Annotated in this window: 13 protein-coding genes and 1 pseudogene; 2 read left to right on the top strand and 12 right to left on the bottom strand. The window is 42.5% G+C overall.

Annotated elements, in window-relative coordinates:
• Window positions 1-20: 20 nt before the first annotated feature.
• The 3 genes from FBF83_RS09955 to FBF83_RS09945 form a co-directional block, all read right to left on the bottom strand.
• The gene (locus FBF83_RS09955; RefSeq protein ID WP_240688049.1) at window positions 21-1,802 is read right to left on the bottom strand and encodes a solute:sodium symporter family transporter; all 1,782 of its coding nucleotides are present in this window, start codon (window positions 1,800-1,802) and stop codon (window positions 21-23) included.
• A gap of 16 nt (window positions 1,803-1,818) precedes the next feature.
• Window positions 1,819-2,484, bottom strand: coding sequence for a DUF4867 family protein (locus FBF83_RS09950; protein ID WP_136946995.1), 666 nt, complete (start codon window positions 2,482-2,484; stop codon window positions 1,819-1,821).
• 161 nt (window positions 2,485-2,645) lie between these two features.
• Window positions 2,646-4,049, bottom strand: coding sequence for a zinc ribbon domain-containing protein (locus FBF83_RS09945; RefSeq protein ID WP_136946994.1), 1,404 nt, complete (start codon window positions 4,047-4,049; stop codon window positions 2,646-2,648).
• A gap of 152 nt (window positions 4,050-4,201) precedes the next feature.
• On the opposite strand from FBF83_RS09945, the gene FBF83_RS09940 reads away from it, so the two are divergent.
• Together FBF83_RS09940 and FBF83_RS09935 are read left to right on the top strand one after the other, a co-directional pair.
• Window positions 4,202-4,684: a zinc ribbon domain-containing protein gene (locus FBF83_RS09940; RefSeq protein WP_169525323.1), complete on the top strand. Its 483-nt coding sequence runs from the start codon at window positions 4,202-4,204 to the stop codon at window positions 4,682-4,684.
• 15 nt (window positions 4,685-4,699) lie between these two features.
• Window positions 4,700-6,268, top strand: coding sequence for a zinc ribbon domain-containing protein (locus FBF83_RS09935; RefSeq protein ID WP_136946992.1), 1,569 nt, complete (start codon window positions 4,700-4,702; stop codon window positions 6,266-6,268).
• A 73-nt stretch (window positions 6,269-6,341) separates the two neighbouring features.
• On the opposite strand, the gene FBF83_RS09930 is transcribed toward FBF83_RS09935, so the two are convergent.
• The 9 genes and pseudogenes from FBF83_RS09930 to FBF83_RS09890 form a co-directional block, all read right to left on the bottom strand.
• Window positions 6,342-7,421 carry a M24 family metallopeptidase gene (locus tag FBF83_RS09930; protein WP_136946991.1) on the bottom strand — a complete coding sequence of 360 codons (1,080 nt, stop codon included), beginning with the start codon at window positions 7,419-7,421 and terminating at the stop codon, window positions 6,342-6,344.
• On the bottom strand, window positions 7,418-8,410 hold the full coding sequence (gene galE / locus FBF83_RS09925; RefSeq protein ID WP_136946990.1) for a UDP-glucose 4-epimerase GalE: 993 nt from the start codon (window positions 8,408-8,410) through the stop codon (window positions 7,418-7,420). The genes FBF83_RS09930 and galE overlap by 4 nt, the downstream gene beginning before the upstream one ends.
• Before the next feature lie 63 nt (window positions 8,411-8,473).
• Window positions 8,474-10,489, bottom strand: a pseudogene (locus tag FBF83_RS21360) (beta-galactosidase); the annotation flags it as partial.
• A gap of 77 nt (window positions 10,490-10,566) precedes the next feature.
• Window positions 10,567-12,096: a UDP-glucose--hexose-1-phosphate uridylyltransferase gene (galT, locus tag FBF83_RS09915; protein ID WP_136946988.1), complete on the bottom strand. Its 1,530-nt coding sequence runs from the start codon at window positions 12,094-12,096 to the stop codon at window positions 10,567-10,569.
• Between the two features lie 19 nt (window positions 12,097-12,115).
• Complete coding sequence (locus FBF83_RS09910; protein ID WP_136946987.1) at window positions 12,116-13,294, bottom strand: galactokinase; 1,179 nt, start codon at window positions 13,292-13,294, stop codon at window positions 12,116-12,118.
• Window positions 13,295-13,316: 22 nt separating this feature from the next.
• Window positions 13,317-14,306, bottom strand: coding sequence for a LacI family DNA-binding transcriptional regulator (locus tag FBF83_RS09905; protein ID WP_136946986.1), 990 nt, complete (start codon window positions 14,304-14,306; stop codon window positions 13,317-13,319).
• A 219-nt stretch (window positions 14,307-14,525) separates the two neighbouring features.
• Complete coding sequence (locus FBF83_RS09900) at window positions 14,526-16,733, bottom strand: alpha-galactosidase (RefSeq protein ID WP_136946985.1); 2,208 nt, start codon at window positions 16,731-16,733, stop codon at window positions 14,526-14,528.
• Between the two features lie 13 nt (window positions 16,734-16,746).
• Window positions 16,747-18,465 (bottom strand): glycoside hydrolase family 35 protein, encoded by a 1,719-nt coding sequence (locus FBF83_RS09895; protein ID WP_136946984.1) that lies wholly within the window; start codon window positions 18,463-18,465, stop codon window positions 16,747-16,749.
• Window positions 18,466-18,477: 12 nt separating this feature from the next.
• On the bottom strand, window positions 18,478-19,269 hold the full coding sequence (locus FBF83_RS09890; RefSeq protein ID WP_048312872.1) for a carbohydrate ABC transporter permease: 792 nt from the start codon (window positions 19,267-19,269) through the stop codon (window positions 18,478-18,480).
• Window positions 19,270-19,306 lie beyond the last annotated feature (37 nt).

Below are 19,306 nucleotides of genomic sequence, written 5' to 3'. Positions count from 1 at the left end.
AACTCCTCCTTCATAGTTGATTAAGCACTTCTAAACTTCTTATCGACTTCTACCGCTTCTTGATGCTTTCGTGTAACAAATCCTTGATACTTCGTATTCCAAGACTTTAGAGCTAGAAGGCAGCACAGTCCGCCTGCAACTGTTGTTCCAATGATTGCTGGCCAGAACCAACCTGATACAATGCCTCCTGCGTAAGCAAGTCCAATTGGTGAGAATAGGATGTAAACCATAACGACGAGAGTAATAAGGATCACAGCTACTGGAATTGTAAACTTCCATGGAACCATATCGACCTTTGGATTTGCTCGGAATTGATATGCTTCTGAAAGTGGACGAATGCGACCAACAATCATCATAATTGTCACTTCAATAAGGAAGAGAATAGCTGAAATATGGATAAAGTTCATTGTCACTTCGATATTGAAAAGTTGGTTCAATCCCCACACAAGCATATAGTACGTGACGACGTGGAAAATAATGGCGATTTTCGCACCGAGTGCCGGAATCCTTTTTGACATGATACCTACGAGTACAATGGCGATAATCGGGATGTTAAAGAATCCTGTAAACCGACGGATAAGGTCCCATAAGCCGTCTGGAGCATTCATTAGCATTGGTGCAATAAAGAAAGAGACAAGTGCGAGAACGCTTCCAAAATATTTACTAACATTAATAAGTTGACGATCGGTTGCTTCTTTATTGATACCAGCTTTATACACATCAAGCGCAAACATCGTTGCGGCACTATTCAACAGTGAGTTAAAGCTTGAGAAAACAGCACCGAGTAGAACAGCTAGAAATAGACCTGACATAAACGTTGGAAGCAAGTTGGCAACGACTGTTGGATAGGCGAGATCAACTGGATTCATCGACCCTCCATAGAGATGGAACGCAATAACACCAGGGATCATCATCATAAATGGGACCGTTAATTTATAGAATCCTGAAAGCAAAACCCCTTTTTGCCCTTCAGCAAGGTTCTTCGCTCCAAGCGTACGCTGAATCACGTACTGATTTGTCCCCCAATAGAACATATTCATGAAGATCATACCTGTAAAAATCGTCGAGAATGGAACAGAGTCGGTACTTGATCCAATCGCATTTAACTTCTCTGGATTCTCTATTGCAATAGTCTTCATACCTTCAAACATATCCCCATTTCCTAGCGCAAAGAATCCGAGAATAGGAACAATTAATCCAATGAATAAAAGGCCAATTCCGTTAAGTGTATCTGAAATGGCTACTGCTTTTAGTCCTCCGAAAATCGCATAAATAGCTCCGATAATTCCGATGATCCAAATAACGAGCCAAACTGATGATTGAAACGAGATTCCAAGAAGCTCCGGAACATCAAACAAACGAAGAATGGCAAGTGCACCAGAGTATAGAACAGATGGAATCGTAACGAATACGTATCCAAGCATAAAAAGAATAACCGTGTATCTGCGAACGCTTTCATCATATCGTTTGCTTAAAAATTCAGGAAGCGTTGAGAATGCGCCGCCGAGATAGCGCGGAAGTAAGATGAGTGCCATAATCACGATTGCAAAAGCAGCCGTGACTTCCCATGCCATATTAGAAAGGTTCGTTCGATAAGCTTGTCCATTCAATCCGATCAGCTGCTCAGCAGATAAGTTTGTTAGTAGGAGTGATCCTGCAATGAATCCACCCGTTAAGCCTCGTCCTGCAAGAAAATACCCATCTGAATCATTAACTGAATTCCTTGTTTTTAAATAAGAGACCCACGCAACAAGTGCCATAAAAAATACGCACGATACGAGTGTAAATGTCATACTAGACATGCATTCTCCCCCTTTGTTATTTACTTGGATATGTGACTGTCAGATTTTCTCCTAGAATTCCTTGATAAGCGCCAAGTTTCCTGAAACGTTCATGCTCTGGATGAGCAAGTAGCCATTTGTTTTTCATAAAAAGAAGTGGATCATATTCTTTTTGTGAGTCTTCTAACGGAAGATTTGTACCTTCTGGTAGAATCACCGTGCATTTAAATCCTTCATCATTCACTTTACATGGAGCAAGGTGAAGCGTGGTTTGGTACATTTCAATAGCAGTTCCTTTTGGGACAAAGAAAGCCTTAATCTTATTGACGTTAAACTGGTTATCAACGATATCATTCGTATGACCCAGCAAGAGTACAAAATCCGTTATCGCAACGTTGATTTCACTCCCCTTATGGAACTCCAGTCCTCCAAGCGATGAATTATTACCGTTACAGTAACCAATTTGAACGGGCATACCTCCAAAGTACCGTTTCTCAACGAACCTTTTAATAGATTCATCTTCTAACTCTTGAGCAGAAGGAACGTATTGATTTCCCTCTTCAGGGATTGCTGTTTCCTGCATTCGCTCCGCCATTTCCTCATATGGAAAATCCGTAAGTACTTTGCCATAGAACTTGAAAGAATCAGTATCGACACTCTCTAATTCAAGATGACGATTCATCTCTTGCAAAACTTCAATCATAGCAAACCTCCACCATAAGTAGTAATGTTTTAATAAACATCATAACCTTTTTACCACATTATATTGGAAACGCATTCATAAATGCAATAGTTTTTTGAAAAAAGAGAAAATAGAATTTAAAAGGGGTCAGGCGCGAGCCTGACCCCCACTGCTCTACCACATTAATAAGCAACAGAGTTTGTTAAGTCAACGCCATCAATTTCCTTTCGGCTATCGATCAGCCATTCCCCTCCACTTTTCACTAGCTGGTAGCGAAAAGCACTTGAGGTTACTTCTGTTATAACGTTTTGGTCTCCTGGCTCGTGATTAGCCGAATCCATCGTTACGAGAACATCGACGACCGCTCTTTTACCAGAGGAATTAATGGAGAGGCTATCTAAATCAAAGGCTGCTTCTAGAACATCTCCTGTGAAAGCTCCGTTATTTTGTCTAACGGATACAAAACGATCTTCGAAATATGAGTAAAGATCAGGTGTAAGGTTTGTGAAGTAACTTGCATCTAAATTTTCGTAAGCATTGATCCAATCTCTCAAATACGTATTAACCGCACGAATAATTGGCTCTGAATAGACTAGATCTGAAGAAGCGGGCTCGGATGGCACTTCTTTCTCTATGACGACAGGATCTGGCTCGCTATAATCAACTGTTAAGTAAACTCCCGCTCCATCAAATGGAACTGACGGGCTTTTCACAACGCCTGCTTCAAACTTCTTCTCAGCATGCATGACGACTGAACCATCTGTTGGAAATGGCCCAATTTCTCCACTTTCACCAATTGTAACGCCGGTATCTTTACCATTAATAAAAAGAACCGCATCGTCATAATTGGATTCTGGTGACACATACGCTCCGTTAACTGAAAGATCGATGTTCGCGGTTTCCTCTGGCGTCATTAACTCGATTTCAGCTTCTCCCTTCATCGTATAGCTCTCATGCTTCAACTCAGATGCAAACTGATAAAGCCCTGGAAGAAATGGCCCTACTTTCTTTCCATCTTCTTTTCCTCCAAATACCCCTCCTTCTTCATTGTTAATTTCAAGAGACGTACCTGGAAACTGCGTATAAACATTAGCATAGATAGGGACAGGTGAGATCGTATAGTGATCGAAAAGCAGAAACTTTTTACCCGATTTACTAAGCTTCATTTTAATAAATAAGGCTTCATCTCGTTTCCCAAACTTATTATTTTTTATCGTCTGTGCTTGACGCTCAAGGTCCTGAATTAAAAGGGCACGTTGCTCAGGGTGGTTCTTCATTAATTCAATAAATCCTTGTAGTTCTGCTTCGTGTGAAAGAAGAGGGTTAACTGGGGAAACAACGTTTTTCATTTTTTCATAGTTACCTTCCAACATGGCCTCATTAAATTGATCAATCGTTCGTTCTGGTGATGATAACATCCTTAACGTATAGAAACTGCCTGCAAGAAGAATAACGAGTGCACCTATACTTATAAGCCAGATCGTCCATTTCTTATTCCTATCCGGAGTCGTTTTCGCAACCTTTCGCCCACATTTTACACAAAAATCACCGGTTTCTTCCCTGTTACAAAACTCACACCAACCCATTTTTCCACCTCCTGCCATTAATTCAAATCATATGGCAGTGATTTCAATTTATGAACGCTTTTTGATTCAATTTTCCTATGTATTTTTCTAACATGATTCAGGACTTTTTACATAACTATGAAAAAGTACACGCTAAAAAAGGGGGGACAGTCATGTCAGATCTGCAAACAAAAATCGGTGGAGGAATATCGAAACTACAGGATGGTCTTCAACAGGGAAAGAACAAGCTTCAAACTGCTCAAGAAGTGTCTCAATTAAGAAAAGCAGCAAGTGATGCTGCTACAAATCGAGCAAAAATCATTAGGCAACTGGGGGAAATAGCTTATCGACTTGTCCGAAAAGGAGAAGTTCAACATTCCGAGCTAAATGAGCAAGCGGAGCGAATCATCCAATATGACCTTGAACTCTATCAAGCTAATAAAGAACTCGAACTCCAATTGCGAAGGGAATCGAACGGACAAACATGTGAATGTGGGGCAACGGTAAGTGAAGAGGATACCTTCTGCGGAAGCTGCGGTAACAAAGTGCATGTGCCTCAACCACCGGCCGTTTCGACCGTACCTTGCACAAGCTGTCAGGAAAACATTCCAGAGGGAGCACAATTCTGCGGTTGTTGCGGTACAAAAAACGGCTAGGAGGTGGTACGGAATATGTATTGTACAACCTGCGGGAATGAAGTACCCTTTGGCGATAATTACTGCCCAAATGACGGGACATTTCAGCAACACGATTTGCAGCAGCACGTCACATCTGGCGCAACTCCTAAGTTCTGCTCTGACTGTGGTACATCAAATACAGGTGAACACCTTTATTGCATTCAATGTGGTTCTTTCCAACTAACACTCATCCCTTTTAAATTCGAACGAACGAAGGAGAAAGTATCTGCTCCATCTCAAGCGCTACCAGACCTCAGTGGCATCAATAAAAAAATGGCTCTTCTTTGTGCGTTGCTTGCCTTTCTGATGGTCGGAATTGCGTCGTTTATTATTGCGGAGAGTTTTCAAAATCAAGCTGTTTCTATACAAGAAGTTATTGCAGAGTATGCAAGAGTCGGGCAAGACGGAATATTATACGATTTCTATGATTATGGAGACTCTAACCTACCTACTGACCCTTATACAGGGACGACAGATTACTGGATGGCCACTCATTTGCTTAACTCTGAGGTATCGTTCGATTCTACGTATGATGATGAGACCTATAAAGGTGGCGTTCATTTAGAATCAGGCTACCTTATACTCCTTCTTATACCAATATTTGCGCTTTTACTTAGCGGCTATTTATACGGCAGAAGAAACAGTTTAAATACACAGCAATACTGGATATCATCCCTTCTCATAGGAGCGGTTTACGGAGGACTTACAGCTATCGTTGCCATCTTTGCAGGTTTTTCATTTAGTGGGGAAATAGCAGATGATTGGTTCAACACAAGCTTAGCAATTGAAAACAACTACCCATTTGTAAAAGCGTTCTTTGCAGCGTTTTTCATTGGTACGGTTATTTCCTTTATCGGATGCTTACTTGGAAGTGGAACGTTGAAATCACTCACTTCTTCTCCTCTTAAAGAAGGAGTAAGAACGATAACGATTGGGATCGCAGCCTCCATCGTTGTGATGATGGTTGTATTCTATGGATTTATCATTGATGACTTACGTTTGCTTGGAGTGGAAGACATACCAACAAGTGTATTTGTCTTTATTATCGCCCAGCTTGGTTTCCTCTTATGGAACGTTCTCAATCTCTCATCACTTTCCCTTAATATGAGTGGATTCGGTGAAAATGTTCAAATCGATTTCTCTACGCTAGCAGGTATGAAAGTTATTCCAACAGTTACAGATCAGGATCTTACAATGTTATTGAACAACGCTCAAGATTTACGATTCTATATGCTACTTGGATTACTCCTCCCCATCACGCTCTTTGTATGGGCTGGATATCGAATGCAGCAAGAAGACGCGGTTCGAATTCATCGGATTGCAATGTTTGGGTTCGTGTACGCTTTGTTAATGTCATTATTAGTGGCCGGAACGAATACAGGAATTAACTTCTATAGTAGCCCGCTCACTGACTCGTTTATAGAAATGGAAGATTTACCAACTCTCTTCTATGGCTTCTCCACGATCGGCACATTCTTCAAATGCTTCATCTTCTCAACCCTTTTCGCAATCGCAGGAGCTTATTGGAAGAAGCAGCGAAATAGGGGTCAGGTACGTACCTGACCCCCATCGCGTTACCACTGTAAAGGAATGGGGGTCAGGCACGAGCCTGACCCCCATTCTCCTCTTTCTCCATTCATCGCTCCAACACAGCAGGACGAACAAACGTTACGCCATCTGCTTCAACTTCCTGATACACCCACTCGCCTGTATGCGTCATAAATTCGATTCCTTCTTCAGTAAGTAGAATCGTATCTTCTGACTTCACACCTGGCAACGAAGGGTTCCAAGCATACGCTTGATTCACCAAGACTTTATTCGTAGTTTCAGGGTTTGCTAGAAATTCCCGAGAGTTATAACCTGTTAGTCCACCCTGGTGAAGCAACTTCCAGTCTTCAGGGAATCCTTGGTTCGCATACTCATTCACACCAGCTACAATCACTTCGCCTGCTGTAACGCCCGCTTTCGTTGCTGCGTTCATCACGCTATCGATTCTAGCGACAGATGCGCTGTTTCTTCGCAGTTCTTCTGGCAATTCTCCGAAATAGACGAGCCTTGTTACATTAGCTACAAGACCGCCTTCCTCTGCACAAAGAACAAGCATCGCATGGCGCTCAAGCTTCTTCTCAGTAGGAATTGGATGGCGGTAGCGGTAAATTCGCTCATCGGTTGCAACAAGCAACACCTGAATCGACATCCCATTGCTCAATACCTTGGAAGCGAGATGTGCTTCAATTTCATTCTCGGTTTGACCAGGTTTAATTTCCCGGCACGTCTCTTCAACCGCTTTAGCCGCTTTTTGACAAAGATTCCTGTAGCGCTCACGTTCACCTTCAGTCAGTACTGACCGATAGTTCGAAAGCAACTCATCTACGACATCCCAATCAGAATAGATCATGTCGGTTGCCATTCGCTTTCCAGACGCAACCTCTTCAATTAGATCGTCCACAGGGTTGTACCAATCAACAGACAGTACTTCAAATGGAAAGGACAAATCTGCGCATTCTTCTTCTACGATTCGTCGCTCTTCCATTTTCGACGTCACAAGGTACGCTTTCTCACGTGTAATGACCCAGTCTGCAACGCCCGCTTCCATCGTCTCGACAATATAATTAGTATTCCCACCTGTTAACCACGAGAAATTGTTCCTTCTCCGGAGCAGAATGCCATCATAGTTCTTCTCTTCTAGAAACAATCGCACCTTTTCAATACTCATTCGTTATCACCATACCCTTTTGGATTGTTCTGATACCAGCTCCAAGCATGGGCAACAATTTGGGATAGTTCAGGATAGACAGGGTTCCATCCTAATTCATTGATTGCTTTAGATGAGGAAGCAATCAGCGTAGCTGGATCTCCTGCACGACGCGGTGCAACTTCAGCTTCAATGTTTTTCCCCGTAACACTTCTACACGTCTCAATCACTTCTTTAACCGTAAATCCTTTTCCATTACCAAGATTGTAGACGCCACTTTCATTCGTTTCTTTCATCTTCTTTAAAGCAAGATAATGCGCCTGAGCAAGGTCAAGAACATGAATATAATCTCGTACGCACGTTCCATCCTTCGTATCATAATCGTCTCCAAAAATAGACACCTGTTCTCTTTGACCGAGCGCAGCCTGTAGAACGATCGGAATTAAATGAGATTCGGGATTATGATCTTCTCCAATTCTACCTTCCGGGTCAGCACCTGCTGCATTAAAATAGCGAAGCGATACAGACTTCAGTCCATACGCATCATCACACCAGCGTAACATCTTCTCAATCGCAAGCTTCGTTTCCCCATATGGATTTGTTGGTGCAGTAACATCGTTTTCTTCAATTGGTGTTCGTTCAGGATTACCGTACGTTGCTGCGGTTGATGAAAAGACAATGTGCTTTACATCATGCTCCACAAGCTTTGAAACAAGCGCATGTGATCCAGCTACGTTATTGCGGTAATACTCAAGCGGATTCGTTACGCTCTCTCCAACAAGTGAACTTGCTGCGAAATGAATCACTGAATCAATTGAATGGTCGGCAAAAATTTGATCGATTACTTTTCCATCCGTTAAGTCTCCTTTATAAAAAGGAACATCAAGAACTGCCTGCTCATGGCCTTTTGTTAAATTATCTAGAACAACTACTTCTTCATTCTGCTCACGTAAATACATTACGGTGTGGCTACCAATATATCCCGCACCACCTGTGACTAATATCGCCATGTTTTTCCCTCCGATTTATAAAATAAGCGTCGAAAATCATCGTTATTTCCCGGAAAATACTAGTTATTTAGAGCGAAGGACGTGTGCTGCAAGCGGTGCTAACGACATTTCACCTGTAAATGTTTCTTCAGATACAGGGTCTATCCATGTTCCTTCAGGTAATGTTAATGAGCCTTTATTTTCAGTAGAATGATTAACAACACTCAAGAACACTGAGCCATCTTCCGCAGTACGAGTAACCGCCTCTACGTCTTCACCACTAGAAGGCATAACAGATACACCAGCATCGGAGAAAATGTCCGAATAAAGAGCATCCATCATCTCATTTTCGAGCGCAGAACCAACGTAATATACCGTTCCTTTACCAAATTTATTTTTCGTAATTGCTGCCGTTTTCTCGTAGAAACAGCTACGGTATTCAGCAAGAACTTCAGCTGTTGTCGGCTCAACTAAGTCACACCAGATTGATGCAACAGAATTCACTCCAGAAACGGAACCCTGAACGCCTTCCACAGCATTGCTTTGACCAAGCTGAAGCGATTCATATTCGTTAATTTCAACACCAGCAAGTTCTCGTAAAGCACCTGGTAGAGTATCCTCTACAACGAAATTATTCTGCTCCTTCACACCTGCTCGGTAGGATAGGATCACCGTTCCGCCTTGCTCAGCAAAACGAGTGATTTTCTCATTTACCATTGGATCTGTTAGGAAATAAACAGGGACAACAAGCACTTTATATCCATCAAGATTGCTTTCTTTCGTCACAATATCCGTCAGCGCATTCATACGGTGTGCCGGGCTATAGAAGCGAAGGAATTCGCGCTTATAATCAAAGGCATTACTTTGTGGCTGTATTCCCCATGCCCATGCATTTTCAACATCATAATAAACGGCTACATCAGCACTATACTTAGAAGCAATCCAGTCATCTCCAAACACATTTAGAGAATCGATCACTTCTTTTACCTCTCTATACTTACGCTTTGGTTTCCCATCATGATCAAGTACTCCGTGACAGAATTCTTCAGTACCAAAACGAGCAGCACGCCAGCGGAAGTAAACAATGGCTTCTGCACCCCGGGCAATGGCCTGATACGTCCAAAGTTTAATATGTCCAGGACGAGGTAAGTAGCCGATCGAACTCCATCCTTGCGCACCTGAGAGCTCTTCCATTACCCAGAAGCCTTTACCATCTTTGGATGAACGACAAAGATCATGCTGATGTGCAATGGCAGATGGAGCGATCGGTTCAGGAAGTCCACCCCAAACAGGATAGTTATCGAACGAAATAAAGTCGAGATCTTTCGCCATATCCCACTGATTAATTGCTTGACCTGTGTAGACGAAGTTGTGTGTGATCCACTGTTCTGATCTAATATGTTTACGAAGAAGATCGGTTTGAATTTTGTTATAAGATGTATAGGCGTCAGCACAGAAACGATCAAAATCCAGAAGCAGGCTCGGATTATGTTCCTGGTACACTTTACGTGGAACAGGAATTTGCGTCCATGCGGTGTACGTTTGACTCCAGAAAACCGTTCCCCACGCTTCATTTAGGGTATCGAGCGTTTGATATTTCTCTTTTAACCAAGTCTGGAATGCTTTTTGATCCACATCGCCATAACTACGGTCTGATTTCTCGTGTCCATACTCATTGTCTGTCTGCCAGCCAATGATGTCTTCATGCTGACCGTAGCGCTTTGCCATTTCCTCTACGATTTTCGCTGAAAAGTCACGGTATACCTCACTATTCACCGTATAGTGACGTCTGGCTCCAAAAGAAATAACCGTTCCATTCGGATCAACCGGTAGAATTTCAGGATATTTCTCGACCATCCAGGCAGGCGGCGTTGCTGTTGGTGTGCCAAGCACCACCTGAATCCCATTTTTCGTCAGTAGCTCAATAGCTTCATCATAGAGTGTGAAATCATATACACCCTCTTCTGGCTCCATAAGCTGCCAACCGAATTCTGCTAGTCGTACAACGTTTACACCAAGTTCCTTCATTAATCTTACATCTTCAGACCATCGCTCTTTCGGCCACTGCTCTGGATAATAATCTACACCAATATACAACGCTCTCGCTCCTTTAACTGCTCAAATGTTTATCCTATCTACTACAATGAGAAAAGAAGCCAGCCATGGTCGGCCAGCTCTTATTGATTTAAATAATTGTTCAATGCTTCTGTGAAGCGGTCAAATGCAGCCTGACCAGCATCATCCTGCTTAAACACACCAGCATGACTGAGAATATCAGAGAATATCAAGCCAACTTCATCTTTTAAGATCTCATCGATATTGACTGATGCAATATCAGGATATTTTTCTAAAATTGATTTAGCCCAGTCTACATGCTTAGCAATGCGATCATCAGCAGAAATTCGATTAAGAGGCTCCTCAGCAATGAGTGAATTACCAAGAAGTTGAAGTTCTTCTTTCAACCTTCCAGGCAGCACCGCAAGTCCCATTACTTCAATTAAACCGATGTTTTCTTTTTTAATATGATGAACTTCTGCATGAGGATGGAAAAGACCCATCGGATGCTCATCTGTCGTACGGTTATTGCGAAGAACCAGATCAATTTCAAATTGCTCACCATTCCGTCTAGCAATAGGCGTAATCGTATTATGTGGCTCTTCCGCTGTATACGCATGAACATCTACTTGTTCGTCACTGTATTCTTGCCAAAACTTGAGAATAGCATCAGCTAGTTCACCTAGCTCATCTCTGCTATCACTTTGCAGACGAAGCACTGACATTGGCCATTTCACAATCCCCGCCTTAACGTTCGGATAAGAAGAAAGATGAACAGTTCGCTCCATTCCTGCTTTAGCCATCGGGAAATCATGCTTTCCTCCCTGAAAGTGATCATGGCTTAGAATAGATCCTCCTACAATCGGAAGATCAGCGTTCGACCCTATGAAATAATGTGGGAACTTATTGACGAATTCAAGTAGACGATCAAATGTCCCACGAGAAATCTTCATCGGTTCGTGCTCACCATACAAAACGATCGCATGCTCGTTATAGTAGACGTATGGAGAATACTGCAAGTACCACTGCTTGTCTTCGAGCGTAACGGGAATAAGGCGGAGATTTTGTCTCGCCGGATGCGTTAAACGCCCAGCATACCCAACGTTTTCCTTACAAAGCAAACATTCAGGATAACTGCTCGTCTTCATATTTTTAGCAGCAGCAATGGCTTTCGGATCCTTCTCTGGTTTAGAGAGATTAATCGTAATTTCCATGTCACCATATTCTGTGGCCGTTAACCAGTGTTCATTCTTCGCGATTCGATCGGTTCGAATATAATGAACGTCTTTTGAAAATTGGTAGAAAGATGCGGTTGCCGCTTCTGGTCCAACCTCACGATACGTTGTTTCAAAACGATCAACTACGCTCGAGGGGCGCTCTGTTAAGCACCCCATAATCTTTGTATCAAGTAAGTCACGATATGTGACAGTATTTTCTGCTAATCTTCCATTCTCATAAGCCCAATCAAGAATGTTCTCAAGGATCTCAACTGGACTTTCAGGATTATCGATTACAGCATTTTCAGGATGATACTCAGTAAGTTGAAGGACATCTAGAATTTGATTTCGAGCATAAGACATGTCCCACTCACGAATGATTTCTCTCTTTATCGCATAGTAGAGGAGTCGTTCAATTTCGTGATTGATTGTCATGGTTTCTCTCCACTCCTCTCTACAGCGCTTCGCTTAATTGATTAATTTCTCTTGCACCATCGCCAATTTCAACAACATAAAATTCAGGTGTTAACCCTGTCTTCTCTTTATATACTTCTGCTGTATTCTTCCGGAACGACTCTAGAAACTGATTCAGAACGATACTAATCGTACAGCCTCCAAAGCCTGCCCCCGTCATTCGGGATCCAATGACACCTTCTTCAGACCAGGCTGCTTCAACTAGTGCATCAAGTTCAATACCTGTTACTTCATAATCATCACGTAAAGAAATATGAGATTCATTCATCAACTGTCCGAATGCCTCAAGGTCCCCTGCCTTCAACCGCTTCGCAGCTTCAATTGTACGTATATTCTCTGAAACAGCGTGTCTAGCACGCTTACGATCAACAGGATTTGTAATGTGGTGTTGATTCGTTTCAAACGCTTCAATTGTTAAATCACCAAGCGCTTGAATATCAAGGTGCGCTTGAAGCTGAGCAAGTGCGCGCTCACATTCAGAACGACGTTCATTGTATTTCGAATCAGCAAGACCTCTTCGCTTATTCGTATTCGCAATCACGAGAGAAGCATTTTCTAGTTGGACCGGGCTATAGCTGTACTCAAGCGTATTGCAGTCAAGGAGAACTGCTGCATTTTCTTTCCCCATTCCAATCGCAAACTGATCCATAATCCCACAATTAACACCAACGAATTCATTTTCAGCACGCTGACTCATTTTGACCATTTCGACCATATCAATCTCTAAATCATTCAGCTCATTTAGCAGTACAGACGTTGCTAGCTCAATGGAAGCCGATGAAGAAAGACCAGCGCCGTTTGGAATATTTCCATAATAAAGCACATCAAATCCACTTACGCTATAACCGTTCTGCTTGAAAATTGATACGACACCTTTCGGATAATTCGCCCAATCGTGTGCTGCGTCATAAGTGAGTTTATCTGATTCAACTTCAATAACACCTTTTGCATCAAAGTTCATTGAATACAAGCGAATCAGGGAATCTTCTCTCTTTCTTACGATGGCATATGTTCCGATGCTAAGTGAGCACGGGAAAACATGACCGCCATTATAGTCAGTATGTTCTCCAATTAAATTGACGCGACCCGGTGAGAAAAAGCTTTTTATTTCTCCACCATCTCCAAACACCTTCTGAAACTGTTCGTACATCGTCTTCATTTCAATCACCGACCTCGCCGTATTATTTACTACTTTTCCTTAGTTTAAGCTTTGTACCCATCGTGACTTTCTTTGCAACCTTTCGTCGTAGCAAGCGTTCCATCAAAAGTCCAACTGCTGTTTCACCCATTAATTCCGTATAGACTTTCACCGTACTTAAGGCGGGATAGACGTATTTAGACACGCTAATGTCATTCACGCCAATCAAACTCACTCGTTCAGGTACTGCTACACCTTTTTCATGAAGGGCACGCAAGCACCCAATCGCCATCGTGTCATTCCCTACAAAAAATGCAGTAGGGAGCTCTTCGCCAAGCTCATCTATCGCTTTATTCATGAGGGAATATCCATCATCAACCGTAAAGGATCCTGTATAAATGTATGGTCCGTTCACTTCTCCATGTCTCTCCATATAAGACTGGAACGTGGATTCTCGTTCATCCACAATTTCAGCACTCGCATCACGGAACGTTTCTCTTCCTCCGATATAGCCAATTCGTTCATGACCTTTGCTCACAAAGTAATCTAGTACTTTTTCTGTTGCCTTCTTGAAATCGACAACAACTGAATCGTATTTCTCATGACCAGGATCATAATCGACGAAGACAATGTTTGGTGTCACTTTGCTAAGAGAAGCGATCTCAGCCGTACTAAATTTACCAACTGCAATCATACCCTGGATGTTTTCCTTTTCAAGCTCGTCATAGCGGTCCTTAAAAATCTTTACAAGCTCAAGACCCTCTTCCTGACAACGCTGCTCAACGCCAAGTCGAATCGACATATAGTAGAGGTCATTCAGCTCTTCCTTTTCTGTGTACCAGTGAATAATGGCAATCTTTGGTGTAAGAGACTTTTTTCCTCGCTTCTTACTATAAGATAGCTCTTCTGCTACCTCGAAGATCCGCTTTTTTGTATCATCTGAAACAGATAACGTCTCATCATAGTTTAAGACGCGTGAAACAGTTGATGGTGAACATTGCACTTTTTGTGCGATATCCTTAATCGTCGCCATAGCCATCATCCTTTGTCATTCTCTTATTCTGCTTTTAAATAGGCTCTTTTCGTAGATATTATTGCTATAGCGGGTAATTTCCGCTCCAGGATGCTCGCTTCCCTTTGTGCGGGCGGTGAGCCTCCTCGTCACTTACGCTCCTGTGGGGTCTCACCTGTCCCGCTCCAATTAGCTAAGTGTGGTTTTTTATTCAATTATTGATTCAAAAGCAACAATCTTTTAGAAGAGAGCCTTTAAATAAAATACTTTCGACTGGAAGTCACCACCGCGTTCAGCAAACCCTTGATTCGCTCCATTGAATTCAATAGGAAGTGGTAGACCATTCTGCATCAATTCATCGCCGTAATATGTACGGCTGTCCACTTGGTATGCCAAGTCATGATGAAGACCTTTTAATTTCAATACTTGATTCGTCCGAGGATTCGGTGTACTTGAAGCTTTGTACCAACCAACAATGGCTTCCTTTCGATCATTCGAGACGATCATCCATGCTGTTTCATTTCCTTCAAAAGGACTTTGCAAACGAATAAACGATCCGTCCCGTACAAGTGGTCTGAATGATTTGTAGCGACGAATTTGCTCTTTCACAATGTCTTTCTCTTCGCTCGATAAACTAGAAGGATCGAGTTCATACCCGAACGTTCCAAAATAGGCTACATCCGCCCTTAGCGATAATGGAGTTGAACGAAGCGTTTGATGATTTGGCACGGCTGACACGTGAGAACCAATACTGTAGATCGGATAAGCCATAGATGTGCCATATTGAATTTTCAAACGCTCAACCGCATCCGTGTCATCGCTTGCCCATGCCTGAGGTGCATAATAGAGAAGCGCTGGATCAAAGCGACCTCCGCCACCCGCACAAGATTCAAACAGTACATTTGGAAACTCTGATGTTAAGCGTTCATAAAGATCATAAACACCAAGGATATACCGATGGAAAAACTCACCCTGGTGATTTAGTCCTGCAGAGTAGGCCTCCGTAATGTTTCGATTCATATCCCATTTGATGTAATCGAGGTCCGTTGCTTGAATGATCGCTCTCATGCGTTCGAAAATCGTTTCAACAACATTCGGATTCGTATAGTCAAGAACACGCTGGTTGCGACCAAGTGTGTAATGCTCTCCTGGTACACCAACTGCCCATTCAGGGTGCTCGCGATAAAGGTCACTATCCACGCTAATCATTTCAGGTTCAAACCATAAACCAAACTTTAGGCCCGTTTGTTTAACTTTTGAAGCTAGAGAGGCAATTCCTTCTGGTAGCTTTTCACAGTCTACGAACCAATCACCAAGAGAGGTGCGGTCATCATTACGTTTTCCAAACCAACCATCATCTAGAACAAACAGTTCAACACCTAATTCCTTCGCTTCCTTCGCAAAGTGAATCAGCTTTTCTTCATTAAAATTGAAATACGTCGCTTCCCAGTTATTAATGAGAACCGGACGTTCCGCTGATTTCCATTGCTCCGCAATCAGCTGGTTTCGATACAACTGATGAAACGACTGACTCATTCCGTTTAAACCTTCATCAGAATAAACCATCACCGCTTCAGGTGATTGAAATTCTTCTCCTGGTGCAAGATTCCATTGGAAACCAATTGGATGAATACCAAGCTGAACTCTCGCTACCCCATAATGATCGACTTCTGTTTGTGCAAGGAAATTCCCACTATAAACAAACTGGAATCCAAATACCTCACCTGTATGCTCTGTTGCATCCTTCGCTTTTAGTGCAAGGAAAGGATTATGATGATGTGAGCTAGCACCACGAATACTTGAAATCGACTGAATCCCCTGTTCGAGCGCACGTGTTTTCACATGACGCTCACGTGACCACGTCCCAGACAGATGAAGCAGATCCATCTCTGCATCAGGCAGATCGATCGATAGTGACATCATCCGCTCCACAGAAAGAGCAGTGTTTGACGTATTCACTACACGTGCATTCCGCGCAATGACCGCTTCATCAGCAAAAATTGTATAGCTCAAATGAAGCTCCACCCCACTGTACATGTCTTCTAGAACAATGATCAGTGTTTCTGCTTCAGATGAAGCGGCATACGTAGCTGGGAGACCACTTAAAGCAGGCTTCCCTTCCAACAATTCATGCGATTTGTATGCAAAATTCGCAACAGATTTTTGCTCTTGTGACATCATAATTGCCGGCTCTCTGAAATCACCTTTTCCATACACAGGGTACTCTTGCCTGATTGTTTCAAGTGAAAAGGCTGCGTCATCTTCGTACGTGTGACAGCTTGCAGGTGTCGGATTATGATACTTCTCAAAATGAGTATAGTCGCGATCTGGATGTAGCGCTTTACCAAAATACAGGTGTCCAAGCTGTCCATTTTTTAAGATGTGAAAAACGTAGCTGATCTTTCCATTTGTCAGGTGAAATTGCTGTTGATTAACCAGTATGCTCATTGCCATCGATCCTTTATCCGAGTTTAGGTTCGTTCGTTAATGTCACTTTGTTCGACTTGTTTCCTTCTAATACCAGAACAACAAGTTCATTTTCGCCTTCATACAGAAGTGGTCCAGGTAAATAAAGACGCTGCTGCGGCCCCATTGTCTGCCAGTACCTGCCAAGGTTAAATCCATTAATATAAACATTCCCCTTCGTAAACCCTTCTAGATCAACGAACGTATCCTTACAAGAATTCGCCTGGAATGTTCCTTTCAAATACTTGGGATATCGCTCACCAGCTGAGTAAGTGCTTGGTAACAAATCTCCTTCAATGCTCACCATTTCCCAATTAAACCAATACTGATTGTTAAGCCAAAGATTGCTGACAATCCCCTTCTGATCAGATAAATGCTTGCCATAATTAACTCTACCAAGGTTTTCAACGAGAATCTCAAAGACGTTTTCCTCATTTGGAAATGGAATCATCACCGACTTTGACTCATCATTAATTGAAACCGTTGCAACATGCTTGCCATTTACATAAATGAAGGCTCTGTCACGAATTGGCGTTGTATCAAGTTCAAACGTTCCTGTGTCATTAACCGATGTACGATAAAGCGTGTATCCAAAGTTCTGATTCAGCTTTTCCATGCTAAGTGGTGTAATGTGCTTTACTTTGGTCCCTACTTCTTCTAGAACATCGAATAAGCTTGTGCTCTCAGTAAGCGTCACTTCTCCATAACTTTTCGTCTCGACTTTAGAAACGTCTTCAATAGAAACGTTTTTAACGTTCTTCAACACATCCGCCATGGCCAGATACTTATCTGTCACGTCGCCCCATTCTGTTAAAAGGGAATCATAGTCATAGCTTGTAATCGTCGGAGCATATTGCTCATAATGATTCGCACCGTTATAGAAACCAAAGTTTGTTCCACCGTGGAACATGTAGAAATTCACAGATGCGCCCATGTCCATAAGTTTCTGGAACACGTCTGCTGCTTCCGCCGCGTCACGCGTATGATGCTCGCCACTCCAGTGGTCAAACCAACCAATCCAGAATTCCGCAACCATTTTAGGTGAATCTGGTTTCATGGCTTCAAGAGCCGCAAAAGCTTCTTCAGGTCTTGAGCCAAAGTTCAACGTCGTTACGACGTTATCCATTGAACCTTGTTTAATAAAATCTGGCCCGTCGGATGTGAAGTAAAACGTCTCAATGCCATGTTTCTCATATTGTTCTTTATGAAAGGCAAGATAGTTCTGATCGTTGCCATATGCGCCGTATTCATTTTCAATTTGAAACGCAATCACCGGGCCGCCATTTTTTTGTAAGAAAGGCTCTAGGCGTGGAAGAAGCTCATTGAAATAATCTTCTATATGGTTTATAAAAGCAGGATGGCTGCAGCGAAGGGCCATGTCGTCTTCTTTTAGTAACCAGGAAGGAAGTCCCCCCATTTCCCACTCTGCACAAATATATGGAGACGGCCTTAGAATGACATAAAGTCCAATCTCCTCTGCTTCAGCTATGAACCGCTCCACATCAGCCATTCCTTCAAAATGAAACTGACCTTTCTTCGGTTCATGAAAGTTCCATGGTATATACGTTTCTACCGTATTCAATCCAAGCGCCTTCAGCTTTTGAAGACGATCTCTCCAGTACTCAGGAACAACCCTGAAGTAGTGGAGACCTCCTGAAAGAATTTGAAAAGGTTCGTCGTTTAAGTAAAACTGGTTCTTTCTCGCTTCCAGCATAACAGCCTCCTACTATTTCAAGGCGCTTCCGAGCATACCTGAAATAAATTGTTTTTGCAGTGTTAAGAAGAATGCAATGATCGGTACTGTTGCAAGCGTAACACCCATCATCACTTGACCGTAGTCGATATAAGAGAGTCCCATTAAGCTAGATAGCGCAACAGGGAATGTGTACATGTCGTTCGTGTTCAGCACAACGAGCGGCCACATGAAGTTGTTCCACTGTGTCATGAAGAGGAAGATCGATGCAGCTGCTAGCGCAGGTCGCATTGATGGGATCACGATTGAAATGAAAATTCTTGTTTCGCTCGCACCATCAAGACGCGCTGACTCCATAAGCTCTGTTGGGAAAGCTAGGAAATTCTGTCTTAATAGGAAGATCGCGAACGGGAAACATAGTTGCGGTGCGATAACCGCGAAGTACGTGTTTAGTAGATTGAAATCAGACATCATTTGGAAAAGCGGAATCAATGTCGCTTGATAAGGAATCATCATTGAAAGCAAGAATGCTGTAAAAATGAATTTCTTCCCTTTGAAATTGTATTTCGCTAAAACGTAAGCTGCGCTCGCACAGACGGCAAGGGCAATAACAACGTATAGTCCTGATACAAAAAGAGAGTTAAACAGTACTCTGAAAATACCAATTGACTCATTTAGATTTGTTAGATTCGTCATAAACTGATCGCCAGGTAAAAGGGTTGGCGGGTTCGTAAACATTTTACTTGAATCGTTCGTTGCCCCGATAAACATCCAATAGAATGGGAAGATCGATACGACAAGGAAAATACTTAGAAGCGTGTACATCCATACCGCTTTTAACTTCTTTTTCTTTCTCTTCGGC

Source organism: Guptibacillus hwajinpoensis (assembly GCF_005144865.1).
GTDB classification, from domain to species: domain Bacteria; phylum Bacillota; class Bacilli; order Bacillales; family Guptibacillaceae; genus Guptibacillus; species Guptibacillus hwajinpoensis_A.
Note: the sequence above shows the minus strand (reverse complement) of the source record. Positions and strands in the feature narration are given on the sequence as shown.